We start from the raw sequence: 25619 nt of genomic DNA, 5'->3' as shown, positions 1-25619 counted from the left end.
CCGCGTCCGCCGGGAAGCCTCCTGAGGTGATCGAGGACCCGCGGCGGCCGGCCAGGCATCCGTGGGTCCGAGAGCACGGCACGACCAGGTCATTCGCTCAGCTCAGCGCAAGGAGAAGCCGGTGGACTCAGCCCGTACCCGCACCTCCTGGTGGCGTGACGCCGTCATCTACCAGGTGTACCTGCGCAGTTTCGCCGACGGGAACGGCGACGGCATCGGAGACATCGCCGGACTGCGACAGCGCCTGCCGCACCTCGCCGGGCTGGGCGTCGACGCGTTGTGGATCACCCCTTGGTACCCCTCGCCGATGGCCGACGGGGGGTACGACGTCGCCGACTACCGGGACATCGACCCGCTGTTCGGCACCCTGGACGACGCAGGGGCCCTGCTCGACGAGGTCCACGGGCACGGGCTGCGGCTGATCATCGACATCGTGCCCAACCACACCTCGACCGCGCACGCCTGGTTCCGCCGAGCCCTGGCCGAGGGGCCCGGGTCCCCGGCCCGGGAGCGGTACATCTTCCGTCCCGGACGCGGCGACCGGGGCGCCGAGCCGCCCAACGACTGGCGCAGCGTCTTCGGCGGGTCCGCCTGGACGCGCATCACGGAACCGGACGGCTCGCCGGGCCCCTGGTACCTGCACCTGTTCGCCCCCGAGCAGCCCGACCTCAACTGGGACGACCCGGAGGTCAGGGCGGAGTTCGAGTCGATCCTGCGCTTCTGGTTCGACCGGGGCGTGGACGGCGTCCGCATCGACGTCGCCCACGGCCTGGTCAAGGCCCCCGGTCTGCCCGACCTCGGCTCGCTGGACGGCAAACTGCTGGAGGGCGCCACCCGCGAGGACCACCCGCACTGGGACCGGGAGGAGGTCCACGAGATCTTCCAGGGCTGGCGGGCGGTCGCCGACACCTACGACGAGCCACGCGTCTTCGTCGCCGAGGCGTGGACCGGCGCCCCCGAACGGCTGGCGCGCTACGTGCGGCCCGACGAACTGCACACGGCCTTCAACTTCGACTACCTGATGACGCCGTGGCGCCCCGACCGGCTGCGGCGCGTGATCGACACGTCCTTGAGCGCGCTGGGCCATGTCGCCGCTCCCGCCACCTGGGTGCTCTCCAACCACGACGTGGCACGGCACGTCTCCCGGTACGCGCGCCCCCAGCCGGACGGCACGCTGCGCTCGCTGTCGGACCTCACGGAGCCCGCCGACCTGGACCTCGGTACGAAACGGGCGCGCGCCGCCGCGCTCCTCACCCTCGCCCTGCCGGGCAGCGCCTACCTCTACCAGGGCGAGGAACTGGGCCTGTGGGAGGTCGAGGACCTCCCCGAGGACCTGCTGCAGGACCCCACGTGGCACCGCTCCGGCCGCACCGACCGGGGCCGCGACGGCTGTCGTGTCCCGCTCCCCTGGAGCGGCGACACCCCGCCGTTCGGCTTCAGCCCCGAGGGCAGCCGGACGCGGACGTGGCTCCCGCAGCCCGAGGCGTGGAAGGCGCTGACCGTGGCGGCCGAGGACGGGGACCCGTCCTCGATGCTGGAGCTCTACCGCGAGGCGCTGCGCATCCGCCGCGCGGAGCCCGCGCTCGGCGACGGGACCCTCGCCTGGGACAGCGCACCCGACGACGAGGTGCTCTCCTTCCGCCGCGACCCCGGCTTCCGCTGCGTCGTCAACCTCTCCGCCGAGCCGGCCGCGCTCCCTGACCACCGAGCTGTCCTCGTGGCGAGCGGCCCGCTGCAGGACGGCCGCCTGCCGTCCGACACGGCGGTGTGGCTGACGGACTGACGCGCTCACCTACGGGGCCGGGCCGGGAGAATACTGCCCTACGGCCGCCCGGCCCCGTACGGTGGCGCCGAGGTGTTCCGTCCGCGGTTCAGGCCGCCGCGCCGTACGCCGCCGCGACGGCGGTGTCGACGCGTGCGTGGACGACCAGCCGGGGCCCGTCGGCCCCGGCGCTCGCCTCCAGCAGCCGCCGGGCGGGTGCGCTGTCCGTCGCGACGGACATGAGGACGCCCAGGTGATGGCACATGCCGTGCGCGCGGACCACCGCGCTCACGGCGGCGTCCGTGGCCCGCCCGTCGAGGGCGATCACCACCGGGTACGGCCGGTAGGTGTGCACCAGATCGCTGATGGCCTGCGCCGGTTCCGCTCGCTCGCCCGTGTCCGGACCGGAGCGCACCGTGATCACCAAGACGCCGCGCTCAAGAGTGTGGGACAGCAACACGACCTCCCCCTTCCGCCCCGCCATCGCTGTGACCGGACGGCCGAGTGCCCAGCTCCGGCATGCCCATGCCCCGAACACCGCCGGTGCCCGAGGGAACGGCTCCGGCCCAGGCCCGTCATCGCGGGGACGGCGGCCGTCAAAGATCCGTCAAGGACGGACGGGGCGACGTAAGGGAGGCGTCAACGGCGCCGGAACCCGGCCGGCGAGGCGGTTTGCTGCAGGTGTCCGTTCGATCCGAACCACACCTAGGAGTTCGCGGTGGCCGACCTGGCCTTCGTTCTCACCACGGTCGCGGTGTTCGCGCTGGTGGCTCTCGTCGCCAAGGGGGTGACGAAGCTGTGACCGCCGAGCACATCGCCGGCCTTGTCGTGGCCGTCGCCCTCCTGGGCTACCTCGTCCTCGCCCTGATCTTTCCCGAGAGGTTCTGAGAAGCCTCATGAGCCCCGTCCTCGCCGGCGTGCTCCAACTGCTCGCCCTGACAGCGGCACTTGCCCTCGCCTACGTCCCCCTCGGCAACCACATGGCGCGCGTCTTCTCCTCCGCCGGGCACCTGCGGGTCGAGAGGGGGATCTACCGATGCATCGGTGCCGACCCGGACGCCGAGATGCGCTGGCCCGCGTACCTGCGCGGGGTGCTGGCCTTCTCCGCGGCCGGTGTCCTCTTCCTCTACGTCCTGCAGCGGGTACAGGGACACCTGCCCGGGTCCCTCGGCTTCCGGGCCATCGATCCGGACCAGGCCTTCAACACCGCCGCGTCCTTCGTCACGAACACCAACTGGCAGTCGTACTACGGCGAACAGGCCATGGGACACGTCGTCCAGACCGCCGGCCTCGCGGTGCAGAACTTCGTCTCCGCCGCCGTCGGCATCGCGGTCGCCGTCGCCCTGGTGCGCGGATTCGCCCGGTCCCGCACCGGTGGGCTCGGCAACTTCTGGGCGGACCTGGTGCGCGGTGTCGTCCGCATCCTGCTGCCGGGCGCGGTGGTCGCCGCGATCGTGCTCGTGGCGTCCGGCGTGCTCCAGAACTTCTCCGGCATCCACGAGGTCGGCCTGTTCACGGGTGGCTCGCAGCAGTGGAACGGCGGTGCGGTGGCTTCGCAGGAGGCCATCAAGGAACTGGGGACGAACGGCGGCGGCTACTTCAACGCCAACTCCGCCCACCCCTTCGAGAACCCCACTCCGTTCACCAACCTCTTCGAGATCTTCCTGATGCTGGTGATCCCGGTGTCCCTGACCCGCACCTTCGGTGTCATGGTCGGTTCGGTCCGGCAGGGGTACGCCGTCCTCGCGGCGATGGCCACCATCTGGGCCGGCTTCGCCTCCCTGATGATGTGGACCGAGTTCCAGCACCACGGAGCTGCGTTCGACCTCGCGGGCGGCGCCATGGAGGGCAAGGAGACCCGCATCGGGGTCGGCGCCTCGTCCCTCTTCGCGGTGTCCACGACGCTGACCTCGACGGGGGCGGTGGACTCCTTCCACTCCTCCTTCACCGGGCTCGGCGGCGGCATCACCATGCTGGGCATGCAGCTCGGCGAGATCGCGCCCGGCGGCACCGGCTCGGGCCTGTACGGCATGCTCGTCATGGCGGTCATCGCCGTGTTCATCGCGGGACTCATGGTCGGCCGTACGCCCGAGTACCTGGGCAGGAAGATCGGCACCCGCGAGATCAAGTCCGCGGCCTGCTACCTCCTCGTCACCCCGGCGCTGGTGCTCGTGCTGACCGCTGCCGCGACGGCCCTGCCGACCCCCGGCAACTCGACGACCAACTCGGGCGCGCACGGCTTCTCCGAGATCCTCTACGCGTACACCTCGGCCGCCAACAACAACGGCTCGGCCTTCGCCGGTCTGAACGCGGACACGCAGTGGTTCAACACCACCATCGGGCTGGCCATGCTGCTCGGGCGGTTCCTGCCGATGGTGTTCGTCCTCGCCCTGGCCGGATCGCTCGCCGAGCAGCGGCCCGTACCGGCGACCGCGGGCACCCTGCGCACCGAGAAGCCGCTGTTCACCGGCCTCCTGGTCGGAGCCGTCCTCATCGTCACCGGCCTCACCTACTTCCCGGCCCTCGCCCTGGGCCCGCTGGCCGAGGGGCTGGCGTCATGACTACGCACACCGACACGACCACCGGCCAGAAGCAAGAGGACACGATGTCCACAGCGACCCGGGTGCGGGCACCCGGCGATGTCCCGACCGGCCGCCGGCACCAACAACGTGTCGGCGCGGGCCTGTTCGCACCCCGTCAGCTCCTCGGGGCACTGCCCGACGCCTTCCGCAAGCTCGACCCGCGCCTCATGGCCAAGTCCCCCGTGATGTTCGTGGTCCTCGTCGGATCGGTGCTGACCACGGTGTTCTCGTGCACGGACCCGGGGGACCTCTTCGGCTGGACGATCACCGCCTGGCTCTGGCTGACCGTGGTCTTCGCCAACCTGGCGGAGGCGGTCGCCGAGGGCCGCGGCAAGGCGCAGGCCGACACCCTGCGCAGGGCGAGGACCGACACCGTGGCCAGGCGGCTCGACGGCGCCACCGAGGAACGGGTCGCGGGCACCGACCTGCGCGTCGGGGACCTCGTCGTCTGCGAGGCGGGCGACGTCGTCCCCGGCGACGGCGACGTCGTCGACGGCGTGGCCTCGGTGGACGAGTCGGCGATCACGGGGGAGTCGGCGCCGGTCATCCGCGAGTCCGGCGGCGACCGCAGTGCCGTCACCGGCGGGACGAAGGTCCTGTCCGACCGGATCGTCGTGCGGATCACCACGAAACCGGGGGAGACCTTCATCGACCGGATGATCGGCCTCGTCGAGGGTGCGGCCCGGCAGAAGACACCCAACGAGACCGCCCTGAACATCCTGCTCGCCTCCCTCACCGTCGTCTTCCTGCTCGCCGTCGCGACCCTGCCGCCGTTCGCCGCCTACGCGGGCACGCACCTCACGATGGTCGTGCTGGTGGCGCTGCTGGTCTGCCTGATCCCCACCACCATCGGCGCGCTGCTGTCCGCGATCGGTATCGCCGGCATGGACCGGCTGGTCCAGCGCAACGTCCTCGCCATGTCGGGACGGGCGGTGGAGGCGGCCGGTGACGTCTCGACACTGCTGCTGGACAAGACGGGCACCATCACCCTGGGCAACCGCAGGGCGGCGGAGTTCGTGCCGGTGACCGGCACCACCGAGGCCGAGATCGCCGACGCCGCGCAGCTCTCCTCGCTGGCCGACGAGACACCCGAGGGGCGCTCCGTCGTCGTCCTCGCGAAGGAGAGGTACGGACTCCGGGAGCGCCGCCGGGGGGCACTGGCGGACGCCGAGTGGATCGCCTTCACCGCTCAGACCCGTATGTCGGGTGTGGACGTGGCCGGGCGCAAGGTCCGCAAGGGTGCGGCCGGTTCGGTCGTCGCCTGGGTCCGCGCACGCGGGGGAGAGGTGGCCGCGGACGTCGTGTCACTGGCCGGCACCATCGCCGAAGCAGGCGGCACACCCCTGCTCGTGGCCGTGGAGGACGAGGCCGGAGCCCGGGTCCTCGGCGTCATCCACCTCAAGGACGTCGTCAAGGAGGGCATGCGCGAACGGTTCGCCGAGTTGCGCCGGATGGGCATCAGAACCGTCATGATCACAGGGGACAATCCGCTGACGGCCAAGGCCATCGCGGACGAGGCGGGCGTCGACGACTTCCTCGCGGAGGCCACCCCCGAGGACAAGATGGCGCTCATCAGGCGGGAGCAGGCCGGCGGCAAGCTCGTCGCGATGACCGGGGACGGTACGAACGACGCGCCCGCACTCGCCCAGGCCGACGTCGGTGTCGCCATGAACACCGGTACCTCGGCCGCCAAGGAGGCCGGGAACATGGTGGACCTGGACTCCGACCCGACCAAGCTCATCGAGATCGTGGAGATCGGCAAGCAACTCCTCATCACCCGGGGAGCGTTGACGACGTTCTCCATAGCCAACGACGTGGCGAAGTACTTCGCGATCATCCCGGCCCTGTTCGCGGCGGTGTACCCGGGGCTGGACCGGCTCAACATCATGCGGCTGTCCTCGCCCGACTCCGCGATCCTGTCCGCGGTCGTCTTCAACGCGCTGATCATCATCGCGCTGGTGCCGCTCGCCCTGCGGGGTGTGCGCTACCGGCCGCTGAGCGCCGACCGGCTGCTGCGCCGCAACCTCGGCGTCTACGGCCTGGGCGGGCTGATCGCCCCGTTCCTCGGCATCAAACTCATCGACCTGCTCATCTCCCTCATCCCAGGAATCGGCTGATCGCCATGAACAACTCGGTAACCCGTTCCGCCCGGTTGCTCTGGGCCGGCCTGCGTGCCCTCCTGGTCCTCACGGTCGTGACGGGAGTCCTCTACCCGCTCGCCCTCACGGCCGTCGGCCAGGGACTGTTCCCCGGCCGGGCGAACGGCTCGGAGATCAAGGCGGACGGCAAGGTGGTCGGCTCCGCACTGATCGGCCAGTCCTACGACCTGCCGCTCAAGAAGGGGCAGGAGACACCCGAACCCGACCTGAGATGGTTCCAGGGCCGTCCCCGGAACGGGCTCGGCACCAACAGCGTGAACACGCAGTACCGGCTGATCCTGTCCGGAGCCACCAACAGGGCCGGTGACAACAAGGAACTCGTCGACTGGGTCACGGCCGCCAAGCGGGCGGTCGTCGAGGACAACTCGGTGAACGGCTACACGGTCGATCCCTCCGACGTGCCCGCGGACGCGGTGACGTCCTCCGGCTCGGGCCTGGACCCGGACATCTCTCCCGCGTACGCCGACCTCCAGGTGCACCGGGTCGCCGAGCGCAACGGCCTCCCGGTCGGCAGGGTGCGGCACCTCGTCGACGAGCACACCGAGGGCCGCACCCTGGGGTTCCTGGGAGAGCCGCGCGTCAACGTCCTCGAACTCAACATCGCGCTGAAGTCGCTGACGGCACAGAGGTGAGGTCAGCTCGCCGCCGCCGTCTCGGCGAGCTTCTGGAACTCGCCGAGGTCGTAGTTCGCGAGTGTCGAGTCCAGGTTGGTGAGGGCGCCGATGTGCTCCACGAAGCCCTTGGGGTCGTACTCGATCTGCAGGGTGACCCGGCTCGACGTGTCGCCGAGACGGTGGAAGGTGACGACCCCGGCGTGGTGGACGCCCTCCGTGGTCCGCCAGGCGATCCGGTCCTCGGGGATCACCTCGGTGAGTTCGGCGACGAAGTTCTTGTCGGCGCCCGGCAGCGAGAGCTGCCAGGCGAACCGCCGTTCGTCCAGCGGCTCCACCAGACGTACGTGGCTGAGGAAGGACGGCCACCTGGTCACGTCACTCCAGAGCGCCCAGGTGACGGCCACGGGGGCTTCGATGTCGACGGTTTCCACCAGGGAGGCGGACATGCGGCACCTCTTTCTCGGGCGGCCGGGACTTCGGCCCGACGGATCTGTAGGGCCCTGCTACCCGCACGCGGGGCCGTCACACGACGCACCCGTCCCCGCCGGGACGCCCGCGGCACCTACAGCGGTGGGTCGCTGAACAGTTCGAGCAGCCAGTGTGCGCTTTCCGCGGCGCCGTCGGTGTCGGCCGCGCCCGCGGCGACGGCCCCCGCCGCGGGGAACAGCCGGACCCAGGATCCGGCACGGCCGAGAGCGGCCAGCCGCCATGCCAGGCTCACGGCCCGCCGCAGGTCCGCAGTCGTTCGGCCCTCGCCCGTCCAGGGCTCCAGGTAGGCGTCCCGCAGCCGCGGCAGCACCCCCGGGCCGTACCGCTCGCAGGCACTCCGGGCGGCGACCGGAAGGCTGCAGAAGGGATGGGAGACGGCGGCATCGCCCCAGTCGAAGAACACGTACCGCCCCGGCGCCGGCCGGAACAGCTGCCCGTCGTGCAGGTCGGAGTGGTCGAGGGAGTCGGCGATCCCGACCGCCGCGAGCTCCGCACACCACTCCTCGACCCGCGGACGGAATCTCCGCAGTCTCGTCCGCTCGTCCGGACGCAGCGCCGCATTCGTCGCCACGAGCCGGTCGAGGACTTCGGGCAGGGCAGGGGTGCGCGCATTGGGCACACCCAGCCGAAGGATCTCCTGCGTGCGACCGACGAGCGCGCGCTGCAGGGCCGCGTACTGGAGCAGGAACTCCTCCCAGGCGCGCGGACCGACCGCCTCCCGGGCGACCAGGTCGCGGAACAGCTCACCGCCGTCGGGCAGCAGCGACCAGCCCCGCTCCGCGTCGACGGCGAGTGGCTCCAGCACGTGCTCCGGCATCCAGCGGGCCAACGCCGCCGTCAGCGCCCCCTCGAAGGCGGTCTCCGGCGGATTGGCCTTGAACCAGACGGCGCGCCGTCCGGCGACGGGGACGCGCATCAGAACGGACCACGGCCGCAGTCGCACGCGCGCGTGACCGTCGGTACCCAGACCGCGTGCCGCCAGTTCACCGGCCACCCAGTCCAGGGCCGCGCCGCGCCAGTCCCCCCGCTCCCAGGGGGTCACCGCGTCCTGGTACTGCCCGCGGTCCACGACCGCCGATGCCCCGATGCGCATCGCGCCATCCCAGCAGCAGGCAGGAAGGACCGCCACCCGATTTCGGTCCCCCTCCCACGGGCTGCGATGCAGACAGGACGGCGTCAGTCGGCGCGCCACATGAGGGACTTCGCCCCCTTGCCCTCTCCTTCGAACGAGACCATCGCCGGACGGTCGCCCTTCGGGAGCAGGTGAACCGTGCACAGGGCCAGCGTCGCCTTCGGTTCGAGGCGCGTGTTGGGGACGCTTCCGCGGCACTGCTCGATGCCCTCGCCCCTCGCCGAGGCGGAGAGGTCGACGAGCGTGAGCGGCCGTGCCTCGGTGCCGCCCGCGCTGCGCACGCCCACTCCCTCGTCCATGACGGGGAGGAGCTTCGCACGGCCGTCGTTCCGGTATTCCAGCGTCACGTAGTACGGCACGAGCTTCTTCTGCTCGGCGCCGAGGTCGTACGCGTCGAGGTCCTCGATGCTGCCGGCGCGCACGCTCTTCGGAGTGACCCGCAGCGGCACGTCGGTCGTGTCGCCGATGCCCTTCCAGGACGAGCCCGCCGCCTCGCCGGCGGGCAGCAGGGCGCCTCCGTCGTCGTCACCCCTGCCGTCGCCGACCTTCCACAGCAGGGTGCCGCCGGACTCGTCCGCGTAGGCGACCGTGGCCGGCTCGTGTCCCTCGGCGAGCATCACGAGCCGGCAGACCTTCGCCGTGGCGCCCGGTTCGAGAGCGGCGGGCCCGCCCCGGTCGCAGCCTTCGGGCAGCCGGGGACCGCTCGGTGGGGCAAGGGGGTTGGAGTTCCACAGGGAGATCGCCCTGCCGCGCACCCCGTCCGAGAGGGTGAGCGTGAAGTTCACCTCCGGCGTCGGCCGCCTCAGAACCGCCGAACCCCTGTTGGTGTAACTCACCGTCAGGTAGTACGGGACCATGCCCTCGACCTCGTCGTCCAGCCGGACGTGCGCCAGATCGGCCGCGGAGCCTCGGGCGAGCCGCGTCGGCGCGACCCTCAGCTGGTGTGCCTGGCCCCGCTGGGTCCAGGTGGCCTTCCGGGGCGTCGACTCGACCGTCAACGCCCGGGCGGTGGCGGCCTTCCCGGTCGCCTTGCCCGCGTCGTCGGTGTCCGCCGCGTGCCCGCCGCACGCCGCCGGCCCGGCCGCGAGCGCTCCTGCTGCCGCGACCCCGGCCATCCCCCTGCGCACCCGCATCCGCACCCGATACTCCCCGCTGCTCTTCATCCGTACGCGACTCGACCCGGGAAGCGTACGCAGAGGTGTCCTCGCGGCGGAGGCGGTCCCGGTCGGCGTCCCCGCGTTCGGGGTGCGGTTCGGGAGATCCGTTGTGGGCCGCCGGGCCCGGGTGCGAGGATGCCCGGCACCAGCACATCGCGAACCGGAGGGCCGATCGTGAGCGACGAGCAGCGGGAATCGCGGGCGGCCGCGGTGTTCGACGCGCTGGGGGCGGACTACGAGAAGGCGTTCGCCGGGTCGCAGCCCCACCGGCTGTCGTTGGAGCGCCTGCTCGCCCGGCTCCGCCCCGGCAGTCGTGTACTGGACGTGGGGTGCGGCACGGGACGGCCGACCGCCCTGACCCTCGCGGCGGCCGGCCACGACGTGCTGGGCGTCGACGTCTCACCGGTGATGGTGGAACTCGCCGCGCGCCAGGTGCCGGGGGCCGTCTTCGAGTGTGCCGACATCCGCGAAGTCCCCCTCGCGGACGCATCGTTCGATGCGGTCTGTGTGTACTTCTCGATGCTGCAGATGCCCCGTCCGGAGCAGTCCGCCCTCGTCCGGCAGCTGGCGCGGGCTCTGCGGCCGGGCGGCGACATCGTCCTCGCGACCGTGCCCGTGGACGTGGAGGACGTCGAAGCGGTCTTCATGGGGCAGGCCGTACGGGTGACCAGCTACGCGCCCCCGGCCTTCACCGCGATGGTGAAGGAGGCGGGCCTCGAAGTGCTGACGGAGGAGAGCCTGGTGTTCACCCCCGCCCACCCCGACGCCACCCCCGAACCGCACCTCTTCCTGCACTGCCGGCGCCCCGACGGGGCTTCGCCCGCCTGAGCGAGCGGAGCAGGCCGTACGGCCGCGTCGGGGTGTCATCCCTCGACGGCGGCCGGCACCCCGGGCTGCCACGGAGCGAGCGCCTCCAGCCGCTTGATCCTCCTGCGCACGGCGTACAGCGGAATCACTCCGAAGACCCCGAACGACATGTCGATGAGCGTCCACCAGAAGGGGATTCCGCGGATGGGGCCGCAGATCAGGGCGAGGGGGACGATCCCGGCGCAGGCGATCATGCCGAACTCGACGACCCATATGTTGCGCACCGGGTCGCGGTAGGGGCCGTAGAAGGCGACCGCGATGACGAGGTGGGCGAAGGCCAGCCAGTCGGTGCCGTACAGGATGAAGGGGTACCGGGCGTCGGTGGCGTCGAGCCCCTCGCGTACCCGGGTGATCCAGTCCATCAGGCCGGGAAGGTGTCGGGGAACGGAAAGCGCCCGCAACAGGTCCTCCGTCCAGCGCAGTTCGTGCACGAGGGGGAAGGCCGTGGCACCGCTCAGCACCAGGCAGACGACGAAGACGACCAACCATGCGCGGATGCCCTTGAGCAGGGCGGCTCTGTCGCTCATGACAGGACAGTACGCCTTGACTTGAACGTGTTCAAAACCGCCCCGCGCTCAATCCGCGTGACCTTGGTGACAGTGAGCCGCGGGCCCTGCCGGATGCGCCCCCCGGTAGGCCGCCGGGGGCCGCTACGACGGTACGGCGGCACCCTCCGGCGAGCCGTCGGCGTCCGACTCCCGCGACGGGTCGGTGAGTTGCTCGCGCACGTAGTTCCACACCACGGCGATCAGGGCGGCGACCGGCACCGCGAGCAGGCTGCCGACGATGCCGGCCAGGCTGCCACCCAGGGTGACCGCCAGCAGGACCACAGCCGCATGCAGGCCCAACCCGCGGCTCTGGATGATGGGTTGGAACACATTGCCTTCGAGCTGCTGCACCACGACGATGATCGCCAGCACGATCAGTGCGTCGGTCAGGCCGTTCGACACCAGGGCGATGAGGACCGCCACGAAACCGGCGAACAGCGCGCCCACGATCGGTACGAACGCGGACACGAAGGTGAGCACCGCCAGCGGAAGGACCAGCGGGACACCCAGCACCCACAGACCTATGCCGATGAACACCGCGTCGAGCAGGCCGACGAGCGCCTGGGAGCGTACGAACGCTCCGAGAGTGTCCCATCCACGGGCGGCCACGGTCGGGATGTCGGTGGCGAGGCGGCCGGGCAACTGACGGGTGAGCCAGGGCAGGAACCGCGGGCCGTCCTTGAGGAAGAAGAACATCAGGAAGAGTGCCAGGACGGCCGTGACGACGCCGTTCACCACGGTGCTGACGCCGGTGAAGACGGCGGTGACCATGCTGCCCGCGCTGTTGCGGATGCGCTCGACCGCTGCGTCGGAAGCCCCGGTGATCTGGTCCTCGCCGATGTTCAGCGGTGGACCTGCGGCCCACTCGCGCAGCTTCTGGATGCCGTCGACGACCCCGTCGGTCAGCTCGCCGGACTGGGACGCCACCGGCACCGCGATCAGCGCCACGGTACCCGCCGCGACCAGGAGGAACAGCACGGTCACGACTGACGCGGCCAGGGCCGGCGGCCAGCCGCGGTTGCGCAGGTATCGCGTCAGCGGCCAGGTCAGGGTCGTGATGAAGAGGCCGACTATGAGTGGCCAGACGACTGACCACATGCGCCCGAGCACCCAGAGGACCGTCGCGGCCATCACCAGAACCAGCAGCAACTCGACCGAGACACGCGCCGATGTGCGGAGTGCGGCCCGTGTCTTCGTGGAACTCAATGTGGCAGACATGGGGGTCACCTTATGGGTACCTCCGTCTGCCGCCGCCGATGCGTCCCCAGCGGCCTCTCCCGCCCCTGCGGGCCGACCCGCCGTCGGCCGAGTGCGGCGCGAGCGCAGCGGCAGCCTTGGGCGACCTGCCGCGACAGACGGGTGCACCGCCTCGGCGTCGGGGGTGCCGCACGCGGCACCCCCGGGCCGCCGCGACATCATGCGTCGGTCCGGTGCCGGTCATGCGTCGAAGGCGCCACTGCAGCGCGCGTCGCCGACAGGAACGCAGCCCCGAAAGCAGCGCGCCCCCCGTCGGCCGCGGAGGACCGACAGGGGGCGTCGTACGCGAGTCCGGAGGCTCGGACCCGGAGGTCCGGCACTCGGAGATCGAGTCCGCGCGGTCCGCCGACGAGGCGAAGGACCGGTCGGGGACTCAGACCGTCCCGGACTTGGCGATCTTGATGGTCGTGTTGGGGGTGCCGCTGGAGGAGCCGTGGCTCTCGATCTTCTTGACGAGGTCGAAGCCCTCGACGACCTCGCCGAACACGACGTGCTTGCCGTCGAGCCAGTCCGTGACGATCGTGGTGATGAAGAACTGCGAGCCGTTGGTGTTCCGGCCCGCGTTGGCCATGCTCAGCAGGCCCGGCTTGGTGTGCTTGAGCTTGAAGTTCTCGTCGTTGAACGTCTTGCCGTAGATGCTCTTGCCGCCGGTCCCGTCACCCCGGGTGAAGTCACCTCCCTGGAGCATGAACTGCGGAATGATGCGGTGGAACTGCGATCCCTCGTAGCCGAAGCCGTGCGCGCCGGTGGCCAGCTCCCTGAAGTTGCGGGCGGTCTCGGGTACGACGTCGTCGTACAGCTTGAACACGATGCGCCCGGCCGGCTCGTTGCCGATCTCGATGTCGAAGTACACGTTCTCAGTGGTCATACCCACCATGATCACACCATCGGGGCGTGGAACCGACCGATTCCCGGCAGCTGTCACGCTCCTCTCACTCTTTTCCGGGGGATCACGGACCGGACGCGGTGCCCCTGGGGGCCGGGGGGCAGGCCGGACACAAGGGGCGGGAGTGCGCCGCTGGCGGGCTGCGGAAGGAGGTGCGAGAGTCGAAAAGGACTGTCCTTGTACCGCGAGCGCAGGCGGGTGCCCCATGCCGCGACCACCAGCACCTCTGTTCGTCATGGACGAGCAAGGGCGGGTGCTGCGCTGGAGCGACTGGGCCCGGGCCCTGTTCGGCAGGTCGGCGGCGGACATGGTGGGCACGGCCGCCCTGGACGTGCTGTCCGCCGAACCCCCGGCGGCCGCGGAGCACGCGGCCCTCTCGAAGGTGACCGACCTGCTGGCACATGCGGCCCCCTCCGACGTCGGCTGGTACCTCGGGCGGGTTCCCGGAGGCTCCGGCGCCCCGGAGTGGGGGGTGTGGCCCGTGGGGGCGGCGGAGCCGGTCGGGCTGGACGACGCCGTGCTCGACGCCGTCTTCACGCAGTCGGCGGTGGGCCTGCACGTCCTCGACACGGACCTGCGGGTCGTCCGCGTGAACACCGTGGCCATCGGCATGCAGGGCATGCCGGAGGAACAGATCATCGGGCTCACGGCGAGCGAGGCGTACGCGGCGCTGAGTGACGACGCCGTCGACGGCTTCCTCCGCGATGTCCTGGAGACAGGGCGCCCGCGACGCGACGTGCTCGTGCGCGCGCACCCGCGTGCCGACCCGGGCCGGGAGCACGTCTTCTCCACCTCGGCGTTCCGGCTCCAGGACGGCACGGGCCGCCCCCTGGGGGTGGTGGCGACCGCGGTGGACGTCACCGAACGCGAGCGGGCCCGGGCACGCCTGCGCCTCCTGCACACCGCCCACGAGAAGATCGGCCGCAGCCTGGACGTGCTGCACACCGCGCAGGAACTGGTCGACACGACCGTGCCCGAATTCGCCGGCGGGGTGCTGGTGGCCCTCACCGACTCCGTACTGCAGGGTAAAGCCCCCGAGATGCTGCCGAGCGAGGTATCTCCGCTGCTGCGCTGTGCGGCCGTCGCGGGCGCGGGCGTCCACTGGCAGCCGCCGGAGCCCGGGGCCATCCTGCTCCCCGGCCTCTTCGGCGCGGTGCTCCCCACCGAGGCGGCCCTGCTGCCTCTGGTGCCCACGACGGCGGGGACGAGCACCGGCGATACGGCCGGGCACCCGGCGTCGAGGACCGGCGAGCCGACCGGGCACCCGGCGTCGAGCAGCGGCGGGCCGACCGGGCACCGGGCCCTGGTCGCTCCGCTCGCCGCGCGCGGCAGGATCTTCGGCGTGGTCGCCTTCCACCGGCCCACCGGCGATCCGTTCGACCCGGACGACCTCGCCCTCGCCGACGGCATCGCCTCCCGGACGGCCACCTGCCTGGAGAACGCGCTGCGCTTCACCCGCGAACACGTCGTCATGACGGCGCTGCAAGGAGGGCCGCGGCGGCAGGAGGCGGCGACCCAGCGGGCCGTCGAGGTGGCCGGGGGAGGGGAGGGCGCCGGTGGCGCCGGAGCGTGGTCCGACGTGATCCCGCTGTCCGGAGCCCGCGTCGCCCTGGTGGTGGGACAGGTGAAGCAGCCCGGCATCAGTGCCGTGGCGACGATGAGCCAGCTCCGGACCGCCGTGCACAGCCTGGCCACCCTCGATCTCGAACCGCACGAACTGCTCGCGAGGCTGCATGCCACCACGCTCCGGCTGGCCGAGGAGCAGGGCGATCCGGCGGGTGCGGGCGCGCCGACCGCCGGCTGCCTGTTCGCCGTCCACGATCCGGTCACGGGACGGCTCGACGTCGCCCGTGCGGGGTCGTCCCTGTTCTGCGTCGTCCGCCCGGACGGATCGGTCGATCCCGCTCCGCTCCCGCCGGGCCCCCTCCTCGGTGCCGACGGGCCTCCGTTCCCGTGCGCCTCGGAGGTGCTTCCCGAGGGCAGCAGCCTGTGCCTGGCCTCCCAGCCTGTCTCCGCACCGGCCGGAATGCCCACCGAACGACTGGTGGAGGCACTGGCCCACCCCGAGCGCAGCCCCTGGCACATGGCCGACGAGGTGCGGCACCTCATCGCTCACGACGCGGTGCTCCTCGTGGCGCGGACGCGCCGCCTCCCGAAGGAGGAGATGGCCGAGTGGAGCGTCCCGGCCGAACCCGAGGCGGTGTCGGAGACCCGTCGGGACGTGGAACGGAGGCTGGAGGAGTGGGGCCTGGACGTCGACCCGTTCGCCGTGCAGCTGGTCGTCAGCGAACTCGTCACCAACGCCATCCGCTACGGCGCCGCGCCCATCACCCTCCGGTTGCTCAGGGGCGAGGGCTCCCTCACCTGCGAGGTGAGCGACGCCGCGATGAACGCCCCCTACCTGCGCCACGCGAAGGCACACGACGAGGGCGGGCGCGGGCTGCACATCTGCGCGACCGTCACGGACGGCTGGGGCGTGCGGTACTCCGAGACGGACAAGACGGTCTGGACGGAGATCGCCCTGGGCGGGACCCAGCAGCTGTCGTGACCCGCCCGCGCGGGTGACGCGACCGGTCCCGCCCGCGCACCGTGCTGCGGAGAACGTCGGCCGGCCGCGACCTGTGCTGCGGCCGACGGCGCCTGTCCGCGTGACGCCGGCGGCCGACGGGCGTGGAGCGCGGCCGCTCCGGCAGGGTACGGGCCGGGTGGAAACCGCGTGCCGGGGAAGAAGGGTCCGGCCGGTGCACCGGGGCGATGGGCCGCCCCGGTGGGAGAGGGCCGCCCGCCAGGTCGCATACTCGGTGATCGTCCGCTCGTGCCGACACGACGACAACCGATGCGCCGGGCGGCGGCAAGTGAGAGGAACGATGGGGGACATGAAGCCAGCGAACGACCCGGTGATGCCGGAAGAGGTCGAGAGCCCGGCGCCGCGGACGCAGCCGAGCGGCAGGCTGGCGCAGTGGATGCTGCGCCACCGCGTGCAGCCGGTGGGACCCGCGGCCGGCGAGGGACACACCCACCCGCAGTCCTGGTGGAAGGTCATGTGCCTGACGGGTGTCGACTACTTCTCCAGCCTCGCCTACGTCCCGGCGATCGCCGCGCTCGCCGCCGGCGCCGTGTCTCCGCTCGCGACGCTGCTGATCGTGGCCCTCACACTCGTGGGCATGCTGCCGATGTACCGGCGTGTCGCCCGGGAGAGTCCGCACGGCGCCGGGTCCGTGGCAATGCTCGAGGACCTGCTGCCCTTCTGGTGGGGCAAGCTGTTCGTGCTGGTCCTGCTCGGCTTCGTGGCCACCTCGTGGATCATCACGATCACCCTCTCCACGGCGGACGCGTCCGTCCACGTCGTGGAGAACCCGTTCTTCCCAGAGGCCCTGCACGGCCACGAGGTCGGCCTGACCGTGATCCTGCTGCTCCTCCTGGGCGGCGTGTTCCTCCTCGGGTTCAGCGAAGCGGTCAAGGTGGCCATTCCGCTCGTCGGTGTCTTCCTGGCACTCAACGCCGTGGTCATCGCCGTCGGCCTGGTGGACGTCTTCACCACCAAGGGCGCGTTCTCGGCGTGGACCGACGCGCTCGGCGACCTGGGAGGCGGCTTCGGCGGGCTTGTGGAACCCGCACTGCTGGCCTTTCCGCTCCTGGTGCTCGGCCTGTCCGGATTCGAGACCGGGGTGAGCATGATGCCCCTGGTGTCCGCGAAGGGCAGCACCCCCGAGGAGCAACTGCAGTCCCGCATCCGCAACACCAGGCGCCTGCTGACCACCGCCGCCCTCGTCATGAGCGTCTACCTGCTGGCCGCGAGTTTCGTGACGACCGTCCTCATCCCGCACAAGGAGTTCGAGTCCGGCGGCGGGGCCAACGGCCGCGCGCTCGCCTGGCTGGCGCACGAGAAGGTGGGTGAGGCGTTCGGCACCGCCTACGACATCAGCACCATCCTGATCCTGTGGTTCGCCGGCGCGTCCGCGATGGCCGGCCTGATCAACATCGTGCCCCGGTACCTGCCCGACTACGGGATGGCCCCGGAGTGGGGCCGCGCCGTCCGCCCCGTCGTGATCGTCTACACCGTGCTCTGCGTCGCCATCACCATCGCGTTCGACGCCGACGTCGACGCGCAGGCCGGTGCCTACGCGACCGGCATCCTGGCCATGATGGTCTCCGGCGCGTTCGCGGTCACGGTCTCGGTCGTCCGCAGCCGCCGACGGGTCCACGCCACAGGCTTCGCACTGCTCACCGCGGTGCTCTTCTACGCCCTGGTGGCCAACATCGTCGACAAGCCCGACGGCATCGCCATCTCCGGCATGTTCATCGCCGGCATCATCGCCGTGTCGCTGATCTCCCGGGTCTCGCGCACCACGGAACTGCGGGCCGACCGCATCGTGTTCGACGCGGAGGCCCGCCGGTTCATCGCGGACACCCTCGCCCACGACAACTCGATCAACATCATCGCCAACCGCCGAGAGGCAGGCGACAGCGCCGAATACGCCCACAAGGAATGGGAGCAGCGCGGCACCAACCCGGTGCCCGGCCCCGCCGACGTGCTGTTCCTGGAGATCGACGTCGTCGACCCGTCCGACTTCAGCGAGACCCTCTCCGTGCGGGGCGTCGAGGTCGACGGCTACCGGGTCCTGCGCGCCGAGGCCCCGGCCGCGCCGAACGCCATCGCCGCGATCCTGCTCGCCCTGCGCAACGCCACGGGCGTCCAGCCGCACTGCTACTTCTCCTGGGCCGAGGGAAGTCCTCTGGTCCACATGGTCCGTTACTTCCTGCTCGGCCGCGGCGACACCGCTCCCGTCACCCGCGAGATCATCCGCAGCAACGAGCCCGACCCGGACCGTCGCCCCGGCATCCACGTGGGCGGCTGACCCGCGCCCCCTCAGAGGCGGAGGGGCAGCCCGAACCGCCGTACGAGCGCGGGGTCGTGGAACGCCGTGCCGGCGGCGACGGCCGGGCCCCGCAGCGAGCGGACCTGGACGGCGTCCGCGTCGCCGTCGCGGTGGACGGCGAAGCCGGGCTGTCCATGGGCACGCAGGGGGAGCAACCGGATGCCTTCGGGGCGCGGCGACGCCCCGCCGGCTGCCGGGCTGCACCTGCCGGCCTGGACCGCGGCGGTGACGGTCGTGGCGCCCGTGGCGGGCAGGCTGACGAACCGGGCCGGCGCCGCGCGACAGCGGTGGCGGCGCTGGCCATTCCGGGGCGCCGGACCCCGCCCCCGCGTCCACCGAGCGTCCTGATCGCCGACGCTCGCACCGAGACGCTGACGACGTCACGGGTACGTCGGCAGCCTGCCCGGTTGCGGAGCCCGTCGACGGCATGGAAGCGTTGATCATTGCTGTGTGAAGGCGGTGCCGGGCGAGGGTATCCGGGAAAGAGTGGAGTGGTGGGGCCCTCGGACCATGGCCCGGGGGCCGCCCAGCGCTCGGAGTGTGGAGGGGCGGGACGACACCCGGCCCGTGCACCGTTGGTGGGAACAGAGGAGTGTCGGTGAGCGGACAGCGTCGGGACCGCGATTGGACGGCGATGACGCCGGGAGACTTCGACCGGGACGCTCCGCTGCGGCTCAGCGTCGGTACGGGACCCACCGCCGTACCGGCCGAACCGGACGAGTACGGCACCGAGCCCCTGTTCGGCAAGGAGCCACCCGCCCGTCCTCCGGCCCCTCGTGCCCGGCGCCGGACCGCGCCCGCCGAGCAGGAACACCTCTTCTGACCGGCGGGCCGCGAGCCGCCGCGCACCTCGGGAGGCGACGACGCGCGGCCCCTGACGGGACCCGGTGCGTTCAGACGTCGAGTGCCGGACGGAGAGCGGGATAGCAGGGGATGACGGCGTCGAGCCCGACGATGCGCATCACCCGCAGGACCTGCTCCCGGGGAGCGGCCAGACGAAGCCAGCCGCCGGCGTCCACCGAGGCCCGATGAGCGGCGATCAGGACGTTGATTCCGGTGGAGTCCATGAAGGTCACACCGCTGAGGTCGACCACGGTCCGCGGGGCCGGGACGACGCCGCCCGGGAGCAGCGCCCGCCGGAGGTGCTCGCGGATGCTGTGGTCGATCTCGCCGCGCAGTACGACGACCCGGACCTCGTCGGCGGCTCCGGTGCCGATCGACAACGGCTCGGGACGCGCTGGTTCGTGAGCGTCTGCCACTGGTTCCTCTGCTGCGCTCGCCGGTAGGTCTCGTCAGCGACGACACACGTGGAGAGCCTGCCCCGCCCGCACGGGGAAATGCACCCGCGCGGACCGGACCGGGAGCCCGGACATGCATGGGCCGTCGAGAGCGGGGTAGGCGCGCGCGTGAACGGGGGAACGAAGGTGGACCTGGTGGAGTCAGTTTCCGGTGGTGAGGAAGGCGGCGACGGGGTGCCGACTTCCGATCCGATGAAGACCGTCGTCGCGCTGGAAGGGGACGGTGCCTGCATCGCCGAGGCCCGGCATTTCGCGGCCGGGTTCCTCACGCGCGTCCAGACCGAGCAGGCCCTCGCGGTGTCCGCGCGCGCGATGGACCTGACCCAGCTGGTGGTCAGCGAGCTGGTGACCAACGCCCGCAAGTACGCCCCCGGCCCCGTGCTGCTGGAGCTGCGCATCGACGGGGCCGCGGTCGAGGTGACCGTGTGGGACAGCGATCCGGTGCTGCCGGTGGCCCGGGACGCCGACCCCAGCCGCATCGGGCAGCACGGCCTGGAGATCGTCATGGCCATCACCCAGGGCTTCCGGATCGAACGGGAACCGGTCGGCAAGAGGATCACCGCTCGCCTGGCCCTGACCGACGACACCGACGGCGAGGCCGGGGGACGCCGGCGCTGACCGTTCCGCCCGTTTCCGGGCGGCCCAACACCGCGCCGTTTTCGGACACGCGTCGGCCCTCCCGTGGGGAGGGCGCGGGAGGGACGGCGCAGCCTGTCCGTACCGTTGCACACGGACGCGACCAGCGGTTTCCACCGTGGAGCGGGAGGATCACCGCGGGCTCAGCATCGCATTCGATCCGGTCGTACAACAGGGTTGTGACCGAAACCCGTCGGTGGAAAACGCATGGCTCGCGCCCGGCCGAGCGGACGCCCGGGATCCGCCGTCTCGGCGGACCCGGGTACGTCGTACGAGACCTGCCGCGTCGGCCTCACGGACGGCGGACGCCGGAGCACCGTCAGGTCCGGCTCCGGCGGCCGACCAGGCGGGTCCGAAGCCGCTGCAGCGGCGGCATGAGGCCGTAGATGACGATCGGGACCGCGATGGTCGCCAGCACCAGGGTGCGCAGGACCAGCGGCGCACCGTCGAGCAGGCCGAGGCCGCGCAGCAGCAGTTGCAGCACGGTGAGCGTGGGGAAGACCGCCAGCCAGATCATCAGCGCCATGTGATGCCGGGGCGGGGGGCCGACGTGCAGGGCCGGACGGGTGGTGGAGTGCTCGGTCATGTCGGGATGATCCTCAGGTCTGGGCGGCGTGGAAGACGCGTACGGTGGAGTCGCGGAGACGTGGCGGCGGGGTGCGGCGTCACAGGCCGTGCCGGCGGTCGCCGAGGACGGCAGCGGTGACCTGCTGCTCCATCTCCGCGGAGAACGCCGGGTGTTCGATGGCCTGATCCGCGTCCGGCACGCCAGAGGGGCGGCGGGGGGCGGCCGCGCGCGCGATCGGCGCGGCGGCCACGGCCCCTCGGACCGCCGGACCTCCCTGGTCGTGCGTGGTGGAGACGGCGCCGCGGTCGCGATTCCGTGCGGCATCCTCTTCGGCCGCTGTGGAGTGGGAGCCGTTCTGATTTCCTGTCATGCCGCCCAGGCTGTGTTCAGGACGCCCCCGCGGGCCACTTTTGTTGCCGTTTCCGGAAAGAGCCGACGGCGGCTACCGCTTCTGAGCGCGGTATCGCCTCATGAGCGCGGTGATCCGGTCGCGGTCCGCCCGGCCGTTGAGTTCGGTCAGGAGATCGTCGGGGCAGAGCTCGTAGAAGTCGCCCCACCACCGGCGCCCCCGGTTGTCCCAGATCCGGTAGCCGCCGGGCACGCCCCGTGCGACGTAACGCCTTCTGCTCATCGTCCCCCGACTCCGGCCCGGCACGCCCGTGCGTTCCGGCGCCCCCGCACCCTCGTCCGCGCGGGACGACCCTACGCAGGCCGACGCGGCTCGGCGAGCGGATAAATGAGGCCGGCACCGCATCACCTCGGACCGCCGGCCTCGGCCCCACCCGTTCGGCAGCCGAGAACGATCTCGCCGTTACCGCACGCTCCACCTCGTCGTTCTTGTAGCGCGTCAACCGACCCACAGGGCGTCCTCCTCTCCCGATCCGGGCAGGGGGACGCTCCTCGACTCGCGGAACAGGGGTGCATTGCAGGTGAGCGGGTGGGTCACCGTAGGTCTCGGAGTCGCGGCGTTGTGCCCGCTGCCCGGCATGTCGGCCACCGCCGCCGGGGTTCACATCGACGGCACCGCCGAGCACATCGTCGTGTGTGCTCCGGGGGCGTGGGTCGAGATCGGCGGAGCACCCGCTCCATCGGAGACGCCCTCGGCTCCTCCCTCCCCGGCTCCTTCTTCCTCGACCCCTTCTTCTCCGGCTCCCGCCCCCTCGGCGCCCGGGCCCGAGCCATCGCGGGACCATGGCGGCCCGCCCGAGCCCCCGGCGGCACCGATGCTCCGCAGCGCGGCACCGCCTGCGACGCCCGGTGACGCCATCGAGCCGGCGGCGCCCGCGACGACTCCCGAGCCACCGTCGGTCCACCGCGTACGGCCCGCCAGGCCCGCCCCGCCGGCCGTGGCGGCCTTCCACTGGGTGCCGCGCCGCCACTACACCGGCGGTCCGGCGCGGCCCGCGCCCGTCGGAATGTCGACGGTCATGAGGACGTCCGTCGTCACCACACCGGCCATCCTGGCCGCCGCCGCGCTGCGGCCCAACTCCCGTAGGCGCAGCCGCGGCTGACCGAAGCCCACCCCTCCCACCCACCCGTAGTCCTGGAGTTCTCCCGTGCCGGAATGGATGATCTACACCCTGGCCTCCGTCTTGGTCTGTGCCCTGGTCGTCGCGGTCACCGTGATGCGCCATCGCCGCCTCGCCGACGAGGACACCACGCAGACACCCGACGTACTGGAGTACATGGTGATGATGGTGGGTGTCGTCTACGCCATCGTCCTGGGCCTCGCCATCGCCGGCGTCTGGGAGGCCCGCAGCGCCGCGGAGGACACGGTCCAGCGCGAGGCCCAGGCCCTCTACGAGATCAACCAGCGGCTCGACGTCTATCCCGCCGCCTTCCGCACCCAGGTGCGCGAACACATCGACACGTACGCCCGGCACGCCGTCACGGCCGAGTGGCCGGCGATCCAGAACGACGAGGAACCCGGAGCCGAAGGTGCCCGGCTGATGGGGCGCATCCGCACCGACATCGCCCGCCACGCCCCGGCCGACGAACTCCAAGCGCAGGCCTATCAGCCGCTGTTGGACCAGGTGGCCGCCGCGGACGACGCCCGGCACCAGCGTCTGGACAGTGCGGGCACGACCCTCCCGGGGGTGGTGTGGTTCGGCCTCATCGCGGGCGGAGCCGTCACCCTGGGCCTCCTCTACACCCTCCAGATCCGCCACTCGCCACGTGAGATCCTGCTGGCCACCACCTTCAGCGCGCTGGTGGTCCTCCTGCTCTTCATGGTGTGGAGTTTCGACGCTCCCTTCGGCCACGACGGGGCGGACTCAGCACAGCCGCTGCGGGAGCTGTACGCCACCAGCGCCTGAGTCCGCCCGGGTCGCACCCCGCGTCGGTCGTCAGGCGGAGAGCAGACTCCGCAGGTCGGCGATGCGGTAGCCGCGGGCTTGCACGGCATCGATGATCCGGGGAAGTGCCTGCACGTCGAGGGCGGTTGCGCCCCCGTCCGACGTACCGACGTGCATCTGGACGATCTCTCCCGGTGAGAGACCGTCCAGGACTCGGTCCACGACCTTCTGCACCGTCATGCCGCGCGCCGTACCGAGATAGCCGTTGGTGTCGACGCTGAACTCGATGTCCGCGAAGCCCAGCGCGTTGACGTCTGCGATCCCCCGCGGGGTGGTGGCGCCGTACGGGAAGCGGAAGAACGGCAGCGGGGCCGCTCCGCTCGCCCGGCGGATCGCCCGGTCCGCGCGCAGGACCTCCTCCCGCGCCGCCGCCGGGGTGAGTCCGTCGAACGGGGGATGGCTGTAGGAGTGGTTGCCCAGGCCGTGCTCGGCCGCCATCGCGCGGGCCGCGGCGGGGTGACGCTCGGCGAACCGCCCCGTCAGGAAGAAGGTGGCGGGCACCCCGCGCCGCCGCAGCTCGGCCAGGGCCCCGTCGATTCCCGTCTCGTCCCACGCCGCGTTGAAGGTCAGGGCGATCACCCGGCGGGTCGTGGGCATCCGCCGGACCTCCGATCCGAAGAGGCGTTCCAGCGGCCCCGGTTGAACCGCCGGTGGGACGGACACCGACGGCGTGGGCTCCGCCGACCCGGGCAGCGCGCGGCGGAGATGCGACGGAGTGCCCCTCCCCACGGCAGCCTGCGGTGACGACGGGACGCTCCCGCTCACCACCGGCCACGCCGTGGCCGTGGCCGGCCGAGGGAGTAGCGGGAGCGGAGCCAGGGCGGCGGCGGTGGCCAGGAGCAGGGGTGTCGCGCGGCGCACCAGGGTGCGCACAGGTGGGGGAGTCATGGCCGGTCAACGCGGGTGCGGGGGAGTGGTCACGACGAAGACCCAGATTTCCCGCTGGGTGGGCGATGGCCTGCTGGGTTCTGTCGGCACCTTCCCGTGTTCGCAGCATGGGTTGACCACGGCTCGTGCCGGTGGCGGGCGTTCACCTGACTCCGTGGCCCGCGGTACCACTACGGCCGCTTCATCTCGATCTCGACGAAGGCCAGCGGGGCTGTGCCGGCGTTGACGACCTCGTGTTCGCCGCCGGCAGGGCGGGCGTAGGACTGCCCCGCCCGCAGTTGCGAGCGGGTGACGGTGCCGTCAGGGGTGATCGCATCGGTCAGGCCGTCGGTGACGGGGACGACGACGTAGTCGTAAGCGTGCACATGAAGCCCTGTGCCCTGGCCGGGGTCGAAGTCCCAGCGGGTGACACGGACCTGCTCGTCCTCGTGCTGCACACTCGAGCGGGCCGTGGTCGTCATGGCGGTTCTTCTCTCCCTCGGCTGCTGCGCCGGTGTGCGGGCGGGTGGATGCAACGTCCCAGGTGGAAGCCTATCCCTTGACGGCGGAAGGGCGAGAGTGCGCCGCACCAGCCGCGCCGTGGACAAGCTGGCCGAAGGCTGGGGGTGTCCACGTGTCGACGGGCCGGCAGGGTTCACTCCGCTTGCGGGGCACCCACGGCGATAGGGCTCTTGAAGGCCCCGAGTGTGAGTGTGCCGGTGACGTCAGGGTGGGAGGCGAAGTGGATGTCCTGGCGCACGCGCACGATGCGGCCGTCCTCGTCGATCCAGACGTCGGCGTCTATTGCGGTGGCTCCGTTCAGGTTGCGACCGCTGGTCTTGTCGACTGATGCGATGTCTTCGGGGGTGAGGCGGGCCGACACGCGAATGGGTTCACCGCCTTGGTGCACGGATCCGCCGCGGAGTATGAGACGGGCGTATTGAGGAAGCCGGTCTACCGGGATGCCGCCCTTGGCCGCCGACGCGGGAAACTCCTGCCACACACCATGGGTGCCGGTAGCGCGCCGGTACACCTTTTTCCGGGTGATGACGACGTCTTCCCTGTACTGCTGGGTCTTGTCCGTTGTGCGCCCGGTCAAGGGCGCGTTGAGGTTGATCCGTCCGGCCATGTGTTGGAGGCGTGTGGCTCCGGAGCGTGTGACGGCGTCGAGGGCGGCTGAGTAGGGGGCGCTGTCGGCTGCCGCCAGCCGGTCCAGGACCACCCGTCGGTCGGCTTTCGGCTGCGCGGGCGAGCCTGAGTCGCAGGCGGAGAGCAGCAGTCCCGAGAGCGCCAGAACCACATTGGCCGTCCTGTGGTGGATCAAGGGTGCATCCTCGCTGTTCCCGGCCCGGAGTTTCTGGGCCGCGGGGTGGATAGTGCATCCATCTTGGCCTGCAGGCGGGAGGAGGCGGCAAGCGGGGACGTGGGAGCGCTCGAGTACACGCCGGACGGGTACGAAGTAGGACCGCAGCGTACGGGTACGGTGCTGCTGGGGCGGGGTGGCGCGTCACTGAGCCGACGTATGACCGGGCGCATCTGGCGCGCGTTGACGATGGGGATGGA

General features: G+C 71.6%; 28 protein-coding genes. 12 read left to right on the top strand and 16 right to left on the bottom strand.

What is annotated here, in order from left to right:
- Nucleotides 1–121 precede the first annotated feature (121 nt).
- The gene (locus ACZ4NT_RS02870; protein ID WP_467722949.1) at nt 122–1783 is read left to right on the top strand and encodes a glycoside hydrolase family 13 protein; all 1662 of its coding nucleotides are present in this window, start codon (nt 122–124) and stop codon (nt 1781–1783) included.
- 88 nt (nt 1784–1871) lie between these two features.
- Here ACZ4NT_RS02870 and ACZ4NT_RS02865 read toward each other — a convergent pair whose 3' ends face one another.
- Nucleotides 1872–2222, bottom strand: a complete 351-nt coding sequence (locus ACZ4NT_RS02865) for a hypothetical protein (RefSeq protein WP_467722947.1) — start codon at nt 2220–2222, stop codon at nt 1872–1874.
- Nucleotides 2223–2560: 338 nt separating this feature from the next.
- On the opposite strand from ACZ4NT_RS02865, the gene kdpF reads away from it, so the two are divergent.
- From kdpF to ACZ4NT_RS02845, 4 genes are read left to right on the top strand one after another with little or no spacing between them, the layout of a single operon-like run.
- Nucleotides 2561–2650, top strand: coding sequence for a K(+)-transporting ATPase subunit F (kdpF, locus tag ACZ4NT_RS02860; protein WP_121409076.1), 90 nt, complete (start codon nt 2561–2563; stop codon nt 2648–2650).
- A gap of 8 nt (nt 2651–2658) precedes the next feature.
- Nucleotides 2659–4323 carry a potassium-transporting ATPase subunit KdpA gene (gene kdpA, locus ACZ4NT_RS02855; RefSeq protein ID WP_467722945.1) on the top strand — a complete coding sequence of 555 codons (1665 nt, stop codon included), beginning with the start codon at nt 2659–2661 and terminating at the stop codon, nt 4321–4323.
- 44 nt (nt 4324–4367) lie between these two features.
- Nucleotides 4368–6461, top strand: a complete 2094-nt coding sequence (gene kdpB / locus ACZ4NT_RS02850; protein ID WP_467723555.1) for a potassium-transporting ATPase subunit KdpB — start codon at nt 4368–4370, stop codon at nt 6459–6461.
- Nucleotides 6462–6466: 5 nt separating this feature from the next.
- A complete protein-coding gene (locus tag ACZ4NT_RS02845; RefSeq protein WP_467722944.1) occupies nt 6467–7135 on the top strand; it encodes a potassium-transporting ATPase subunit C in 669 nt (222 codons plus the stop codon).
- Between the two features lie 2 nt (nt 7136–7137).
- On the opposite strand, the gene ACZ4NT_RS02840 is transcribed toward ACZ4NT_RS02845, so the two are convergent.
- The 3 genes from ACZ4NT_RS02840 to ACZ4NT_RS02830 all read right to left on the bottom strand — a co-directional run bounded on the left by ACZ4NT_RS02840 (nt 7138) and on the right by ACZ4NT_RS02830 (nt 9871).
- On the bottom strand, nt 7138–7563 hold the full coding sequence (locus ACZ4NT_RS02840) for an SRPBCC family protein (RefSeq protein ID WP_467722942.1): 426 nt from the start codon (nt 7561–7563) through the stop codon (nt 7138–7140).
- A gap of 116 nt (nt 7564–7679) precedes the next feature.
- Nucleotides 7680–8699 (bottom strand): phosphotransferase, encoded by a 1020-nt coding sequence (locus ACZ4NT_RS02835; protein ID WP_467722940.1) that lies wholly within the window; start codon nt 8697–8699, stop codon nt 7680–7682.
- A gap of 83 nt (nt 8700–8782) precedes the next feature.
- Nucleotides 8783–9871, bottom strand: coding sequence for a hypothetical protein (locus ACZ4NT_RS02830; RefSeq protein ID WP_467722938.1), 1089 nt, complete (start codon nt 9869–9871; stop codon nt 8783–8785).
- A gap of 159 nt (nt 9872–10030) precedes the next feature.
- On the opposite strand from ACZ4NT_RS02830, the gene ACZ4NT_RS02825 reads away from it, so the two are divergent.
- Nucleotides 10031–10723 carry a class I SAM-dependent methyltransferase gene (locus ACZ4NT_RS02825; protein ID WP_467722936.1) on the top strand — a complete coding sequence of 231 codons (693 nt, stop codon included), beginning with the start codon at nt 10031–10033 and terminating at the stop codon, nt 10721–10723.
- A 35-nt stretch (nt 10724–10758) separates the two neighbouring features.
- On the opposite strand, the gene ACZ4NT_RS02820 is transcribed toward ACZ4NT_RS02825, so the two are convergent.
- The 3 genes from ACZ4NT_RS02820 to ACZ4NT_RS02810 all read right to left on the bottom strand — a co-directional run bounded on the left by ACZ4NT_RS02820 (nt 10759) and on the right by ACZ4NT_RS02810 (nt 13435).
- Nucleotides 10759–11289, bottom strand: coding sequence for a hypothetical protein (locus tag ACZ4NT_RS02820; protein ID WP_467722934.1), 531 nt, complete (start codon nt 11287–11289; stop codon nt 10759–10761).
- Between the two features lie 123 nt (nt 11290–11412).
- On the bottom strand, nt 11413–12528 hold the full coding sequence (locus ACZ4NT_RS02815) for an AI-2E family transporter (RefSeq protein ID WP_121409067.1): 1116 nt from the start codon (nt 12526–12528) through the stop codon (nt 11413–11415).
- A gap of 412 nt (nt 12529–12940) precedes the next feature.
- The gene (locus tag ACZ4NT_RS02810) at nt 12941–13435 is read right to left on the bottom strand and encodes a peptidylprolyl isomerase (protein ID WP_121409066.1); all 495 of its coding nucleotides are present in this window, start codon (nt 13433–13435) and stop codon (nt 12941–12943) included.
- A 253-nt stretch (nt 13436–13688) separates the two neighbouring features.
- Here ACZ4NT_RS02810 and ACZ4NT_RS02805 point away from each other — a divergent pair, with 253 nt between their 5' ends.
- Together ACZ4NT_RS02805 and ACZ4NT_RS02800 are read left to right on the top strand one after the other, a co-directional pair.
- Entirely contained in the window at nt 13689–16001 is a 2313-nt protein-coding gene (locus tag ACZ4NT_RS02805) for a SpoIIE family protein phosphatase (protein WP_183117237.1), read from the top strand.
- 352 nt (nt 16002–16353) lie between these two features.
- A complete protein-coding gene (locus tag ACZ4NT_RS02800; protein WP_467723553.1) occupies nt 16354–18312 on the top strand; it encodes an APC family permease in 1959 nt (652 codons plus the stop codon).
- Nucleotides 18313–18323: 11 nt separating this feature from the next.
- Here ACZ4NT_RS02800 and ACZ4NT_RS02795 read toward each other — a convergent pair whose 3' ends face one another.
- On the bottom strand, nt 18324–18488 hold the full coding sequence (locus ACZ4NT_RS02795) for a hypothetical protein (RefSeq protein WP_467722931.1): 165 nt from the start codon (nt 18486–18488) through the stop codon (nt 18324–18326).
- A gap of 479 nt (nt 18489–18967) precedes the next feature.
- Here ACZ4NT_RS02795 and ACZ4NT_RS02790 point away from each other — a divergent pair, with 479 nt between their 5' ends.
- A complete protein-coding gene (locus tag ACZ4NT_RS02790) occupies nt 18968–19156 on the top strand; it encodes a hypothetical protein (protein WP_121409063.1) in 189 nt (62 codons plus the stop codon).
- Between the two features lie 70 nt (nt 19157–19226).
- Here ACZ4NT_RS02790 and ACZ4NT_RS02785 read toward each other — a convergent pair whose 3' ends face one another.
- Complete coding sequence (locus ACZ4NT_RS02785; protein WP_121409062.1) at nt 19227–19592, bottom strand: STAS domain-containing protein; 366 nt, start codon at nt 19590–19592, stop codon at nt 19227–19229.
- Between the two features lie 231 nt (nt 19593–19823).
- On the opposite strand from ACZ4NT_RS02785, the gene ACZ4NT_RS02780 reads away from it, so the two are divergent.
- Entirely contained in the window at nt 19824–20249 is a 426-nt protein-coding gene (locus ACZ4NT_RS02780) for an ATP-binding protein (protein ID WP_121409061.1), read from the top strand.
- Between the two features lie 337 nt (nt 20250–20586).
- On the opposite strand, the gene ACZ4NT_RS02775 is transcribed toward ACZ4NT_RS02780, so the two are convergent.
- From ACZ4NT_RS02775 to ACZ4NT_RS02765, 3 genes are all read right to left on the bottom strand, one after another.
- The gene (locus tag ACZ4NT_RS02775; RefSeq protein WP_121409060.1) at nt 20587–20853 is read right to left on the bottom strand and encodes a hypothetical protein; all 267 of its coding nucleotides are present in this window, start codon (nt 20851–20853) and stop codon (nt 20587–20589) included.
- A gap of 79 nt (nt 20854–20932) precedes the next feature.
- Nucleotides 20933–21205 (bottom strand): hypothetical protein, encoded by a 273-nt coding sequence (locus ACZ4NT_RS02770; RefSeq protein ID WP_467722929.1) that lies wholly within the window; start codon nt 21203–21205, stop codon nt 20933–20935.
- A gap of 72 nt (nt 21206–21277) precedes the next feature.
- Nucleotides 21278–21466, bottom strand: coding sequence for a hypothetical protein (locus ACZ4NT_RS02765; RefSeq protein ID WP_121409059.1), 189 nt, complete (start codon nt 21464–21466; stop codon nt 21278–21280).
- A gap of 426 nt (nt 21467–21892) precedes the next feature.
- Here ACZ4NT_RS02765 and ACZ4NT_RS02760 point away from each other — a divergent pair, with 426 nt between their 5' ends.
- Nucleotides 21893–22096 (top strand): hypothetical protein, encoded by a 204-nt coding sequence (locus tag ACZ4NT_RS02760; protein WP_467722927.1) that lies wholly within the window; start codon nt 21893–21895, stop codon nt 22094–22096.
- 117 nt (nt 22097–22213) lie between these two features.
- Here ACZ4NT_RS02760 and ACZ4NT_RS02755 read toward each other — a convergent pair whose 3' ends face one another.
- Nucleotides 22214–22366 carry a hypothetical protein gene (locus ACZ4NT_RS02755; protein WP_467722925.1) on the bottom strand — a complete coding sequence of 51 codons (153 nt, stop codon included), beginning with the start codon at nt 22364–22366 and terminating at the stop codon, nt 22214–22216.
- Between the two features lie 25 nt (nt 22367–22391).
- Between ACZ4NT_RS02755 and ACZ4NT_RS02750 the strand changes: the two genes are divergently transcribed.
- Nucleotides 22392–23150, top strand: a complete 759-nt coding sequence (locus ACZ4NT_RS02750; protein WP_121409058.1) for a bestrophin-like domain — start codon at nt 22392–22394, stop codon at nt 23148–23150.
- A 30-nt stretch (nt 23151–23180) separates the two neighbouring features.
- Here ACZ4NT_RS02750 and ACZ4NT_RS02745 read toward each other — a convergent pair whose 3' ends face one another.
- The 3 genes from ACZ4NT_RS02745 to ACZ4NT_RS02735 all read right to left on the bottom strand — a co-directional run bounded on the left by ACZ4NT_RS02745 (nt 23181) and on the right by ACZ4NT_RS02735 (nt 25380).
- Nucleotides 23181–23786, bottom strand: coding sequence for a polysaccharide deacetylase family protein (locus tag ACZ4NT_RS02745; RefSeq protein WP_467722922.1), 606 nt, complete (start codon nt 23784–23786; stop codon nt 23181–23183).
- Between the two features lie 461 nt (nt 23787–24247).
- The gene (locus tag ACZ4NT_RS02740; RefSeq protein ID WP_121409056.1) at nt 24248–24538 is read right to left on the bottom strand and encodes a cupin domain-containing protein; all 291 of its coding nucleotides are present in this window, start codon (nt 24536–24538) and stop codon (nt 24248–24250) included.
- Between the two features lie 173 nt (nt 24539–24711).
- Nucleotides 24712–25380 (bottom strand): hypothetical protein, encoded by a 669-nt coding sequence (locus ACZ4NT_RS02735; RefSeq protein WP_467722920.1) that lies wholly within the window; start codon nt 25378–25380, stop codon nt 24712–24714.
- Between the last annotated feature and the right edge of the window lie 239 nt (nt 25381–25619).

This window comes from Streptomyces sp. NPDC026417, assembly GCF_055567695.1.
Note: the sequence above shows the minus strand (reverse complement) of the source record. Positions and strands in the feature narration are given on the sequence as shown.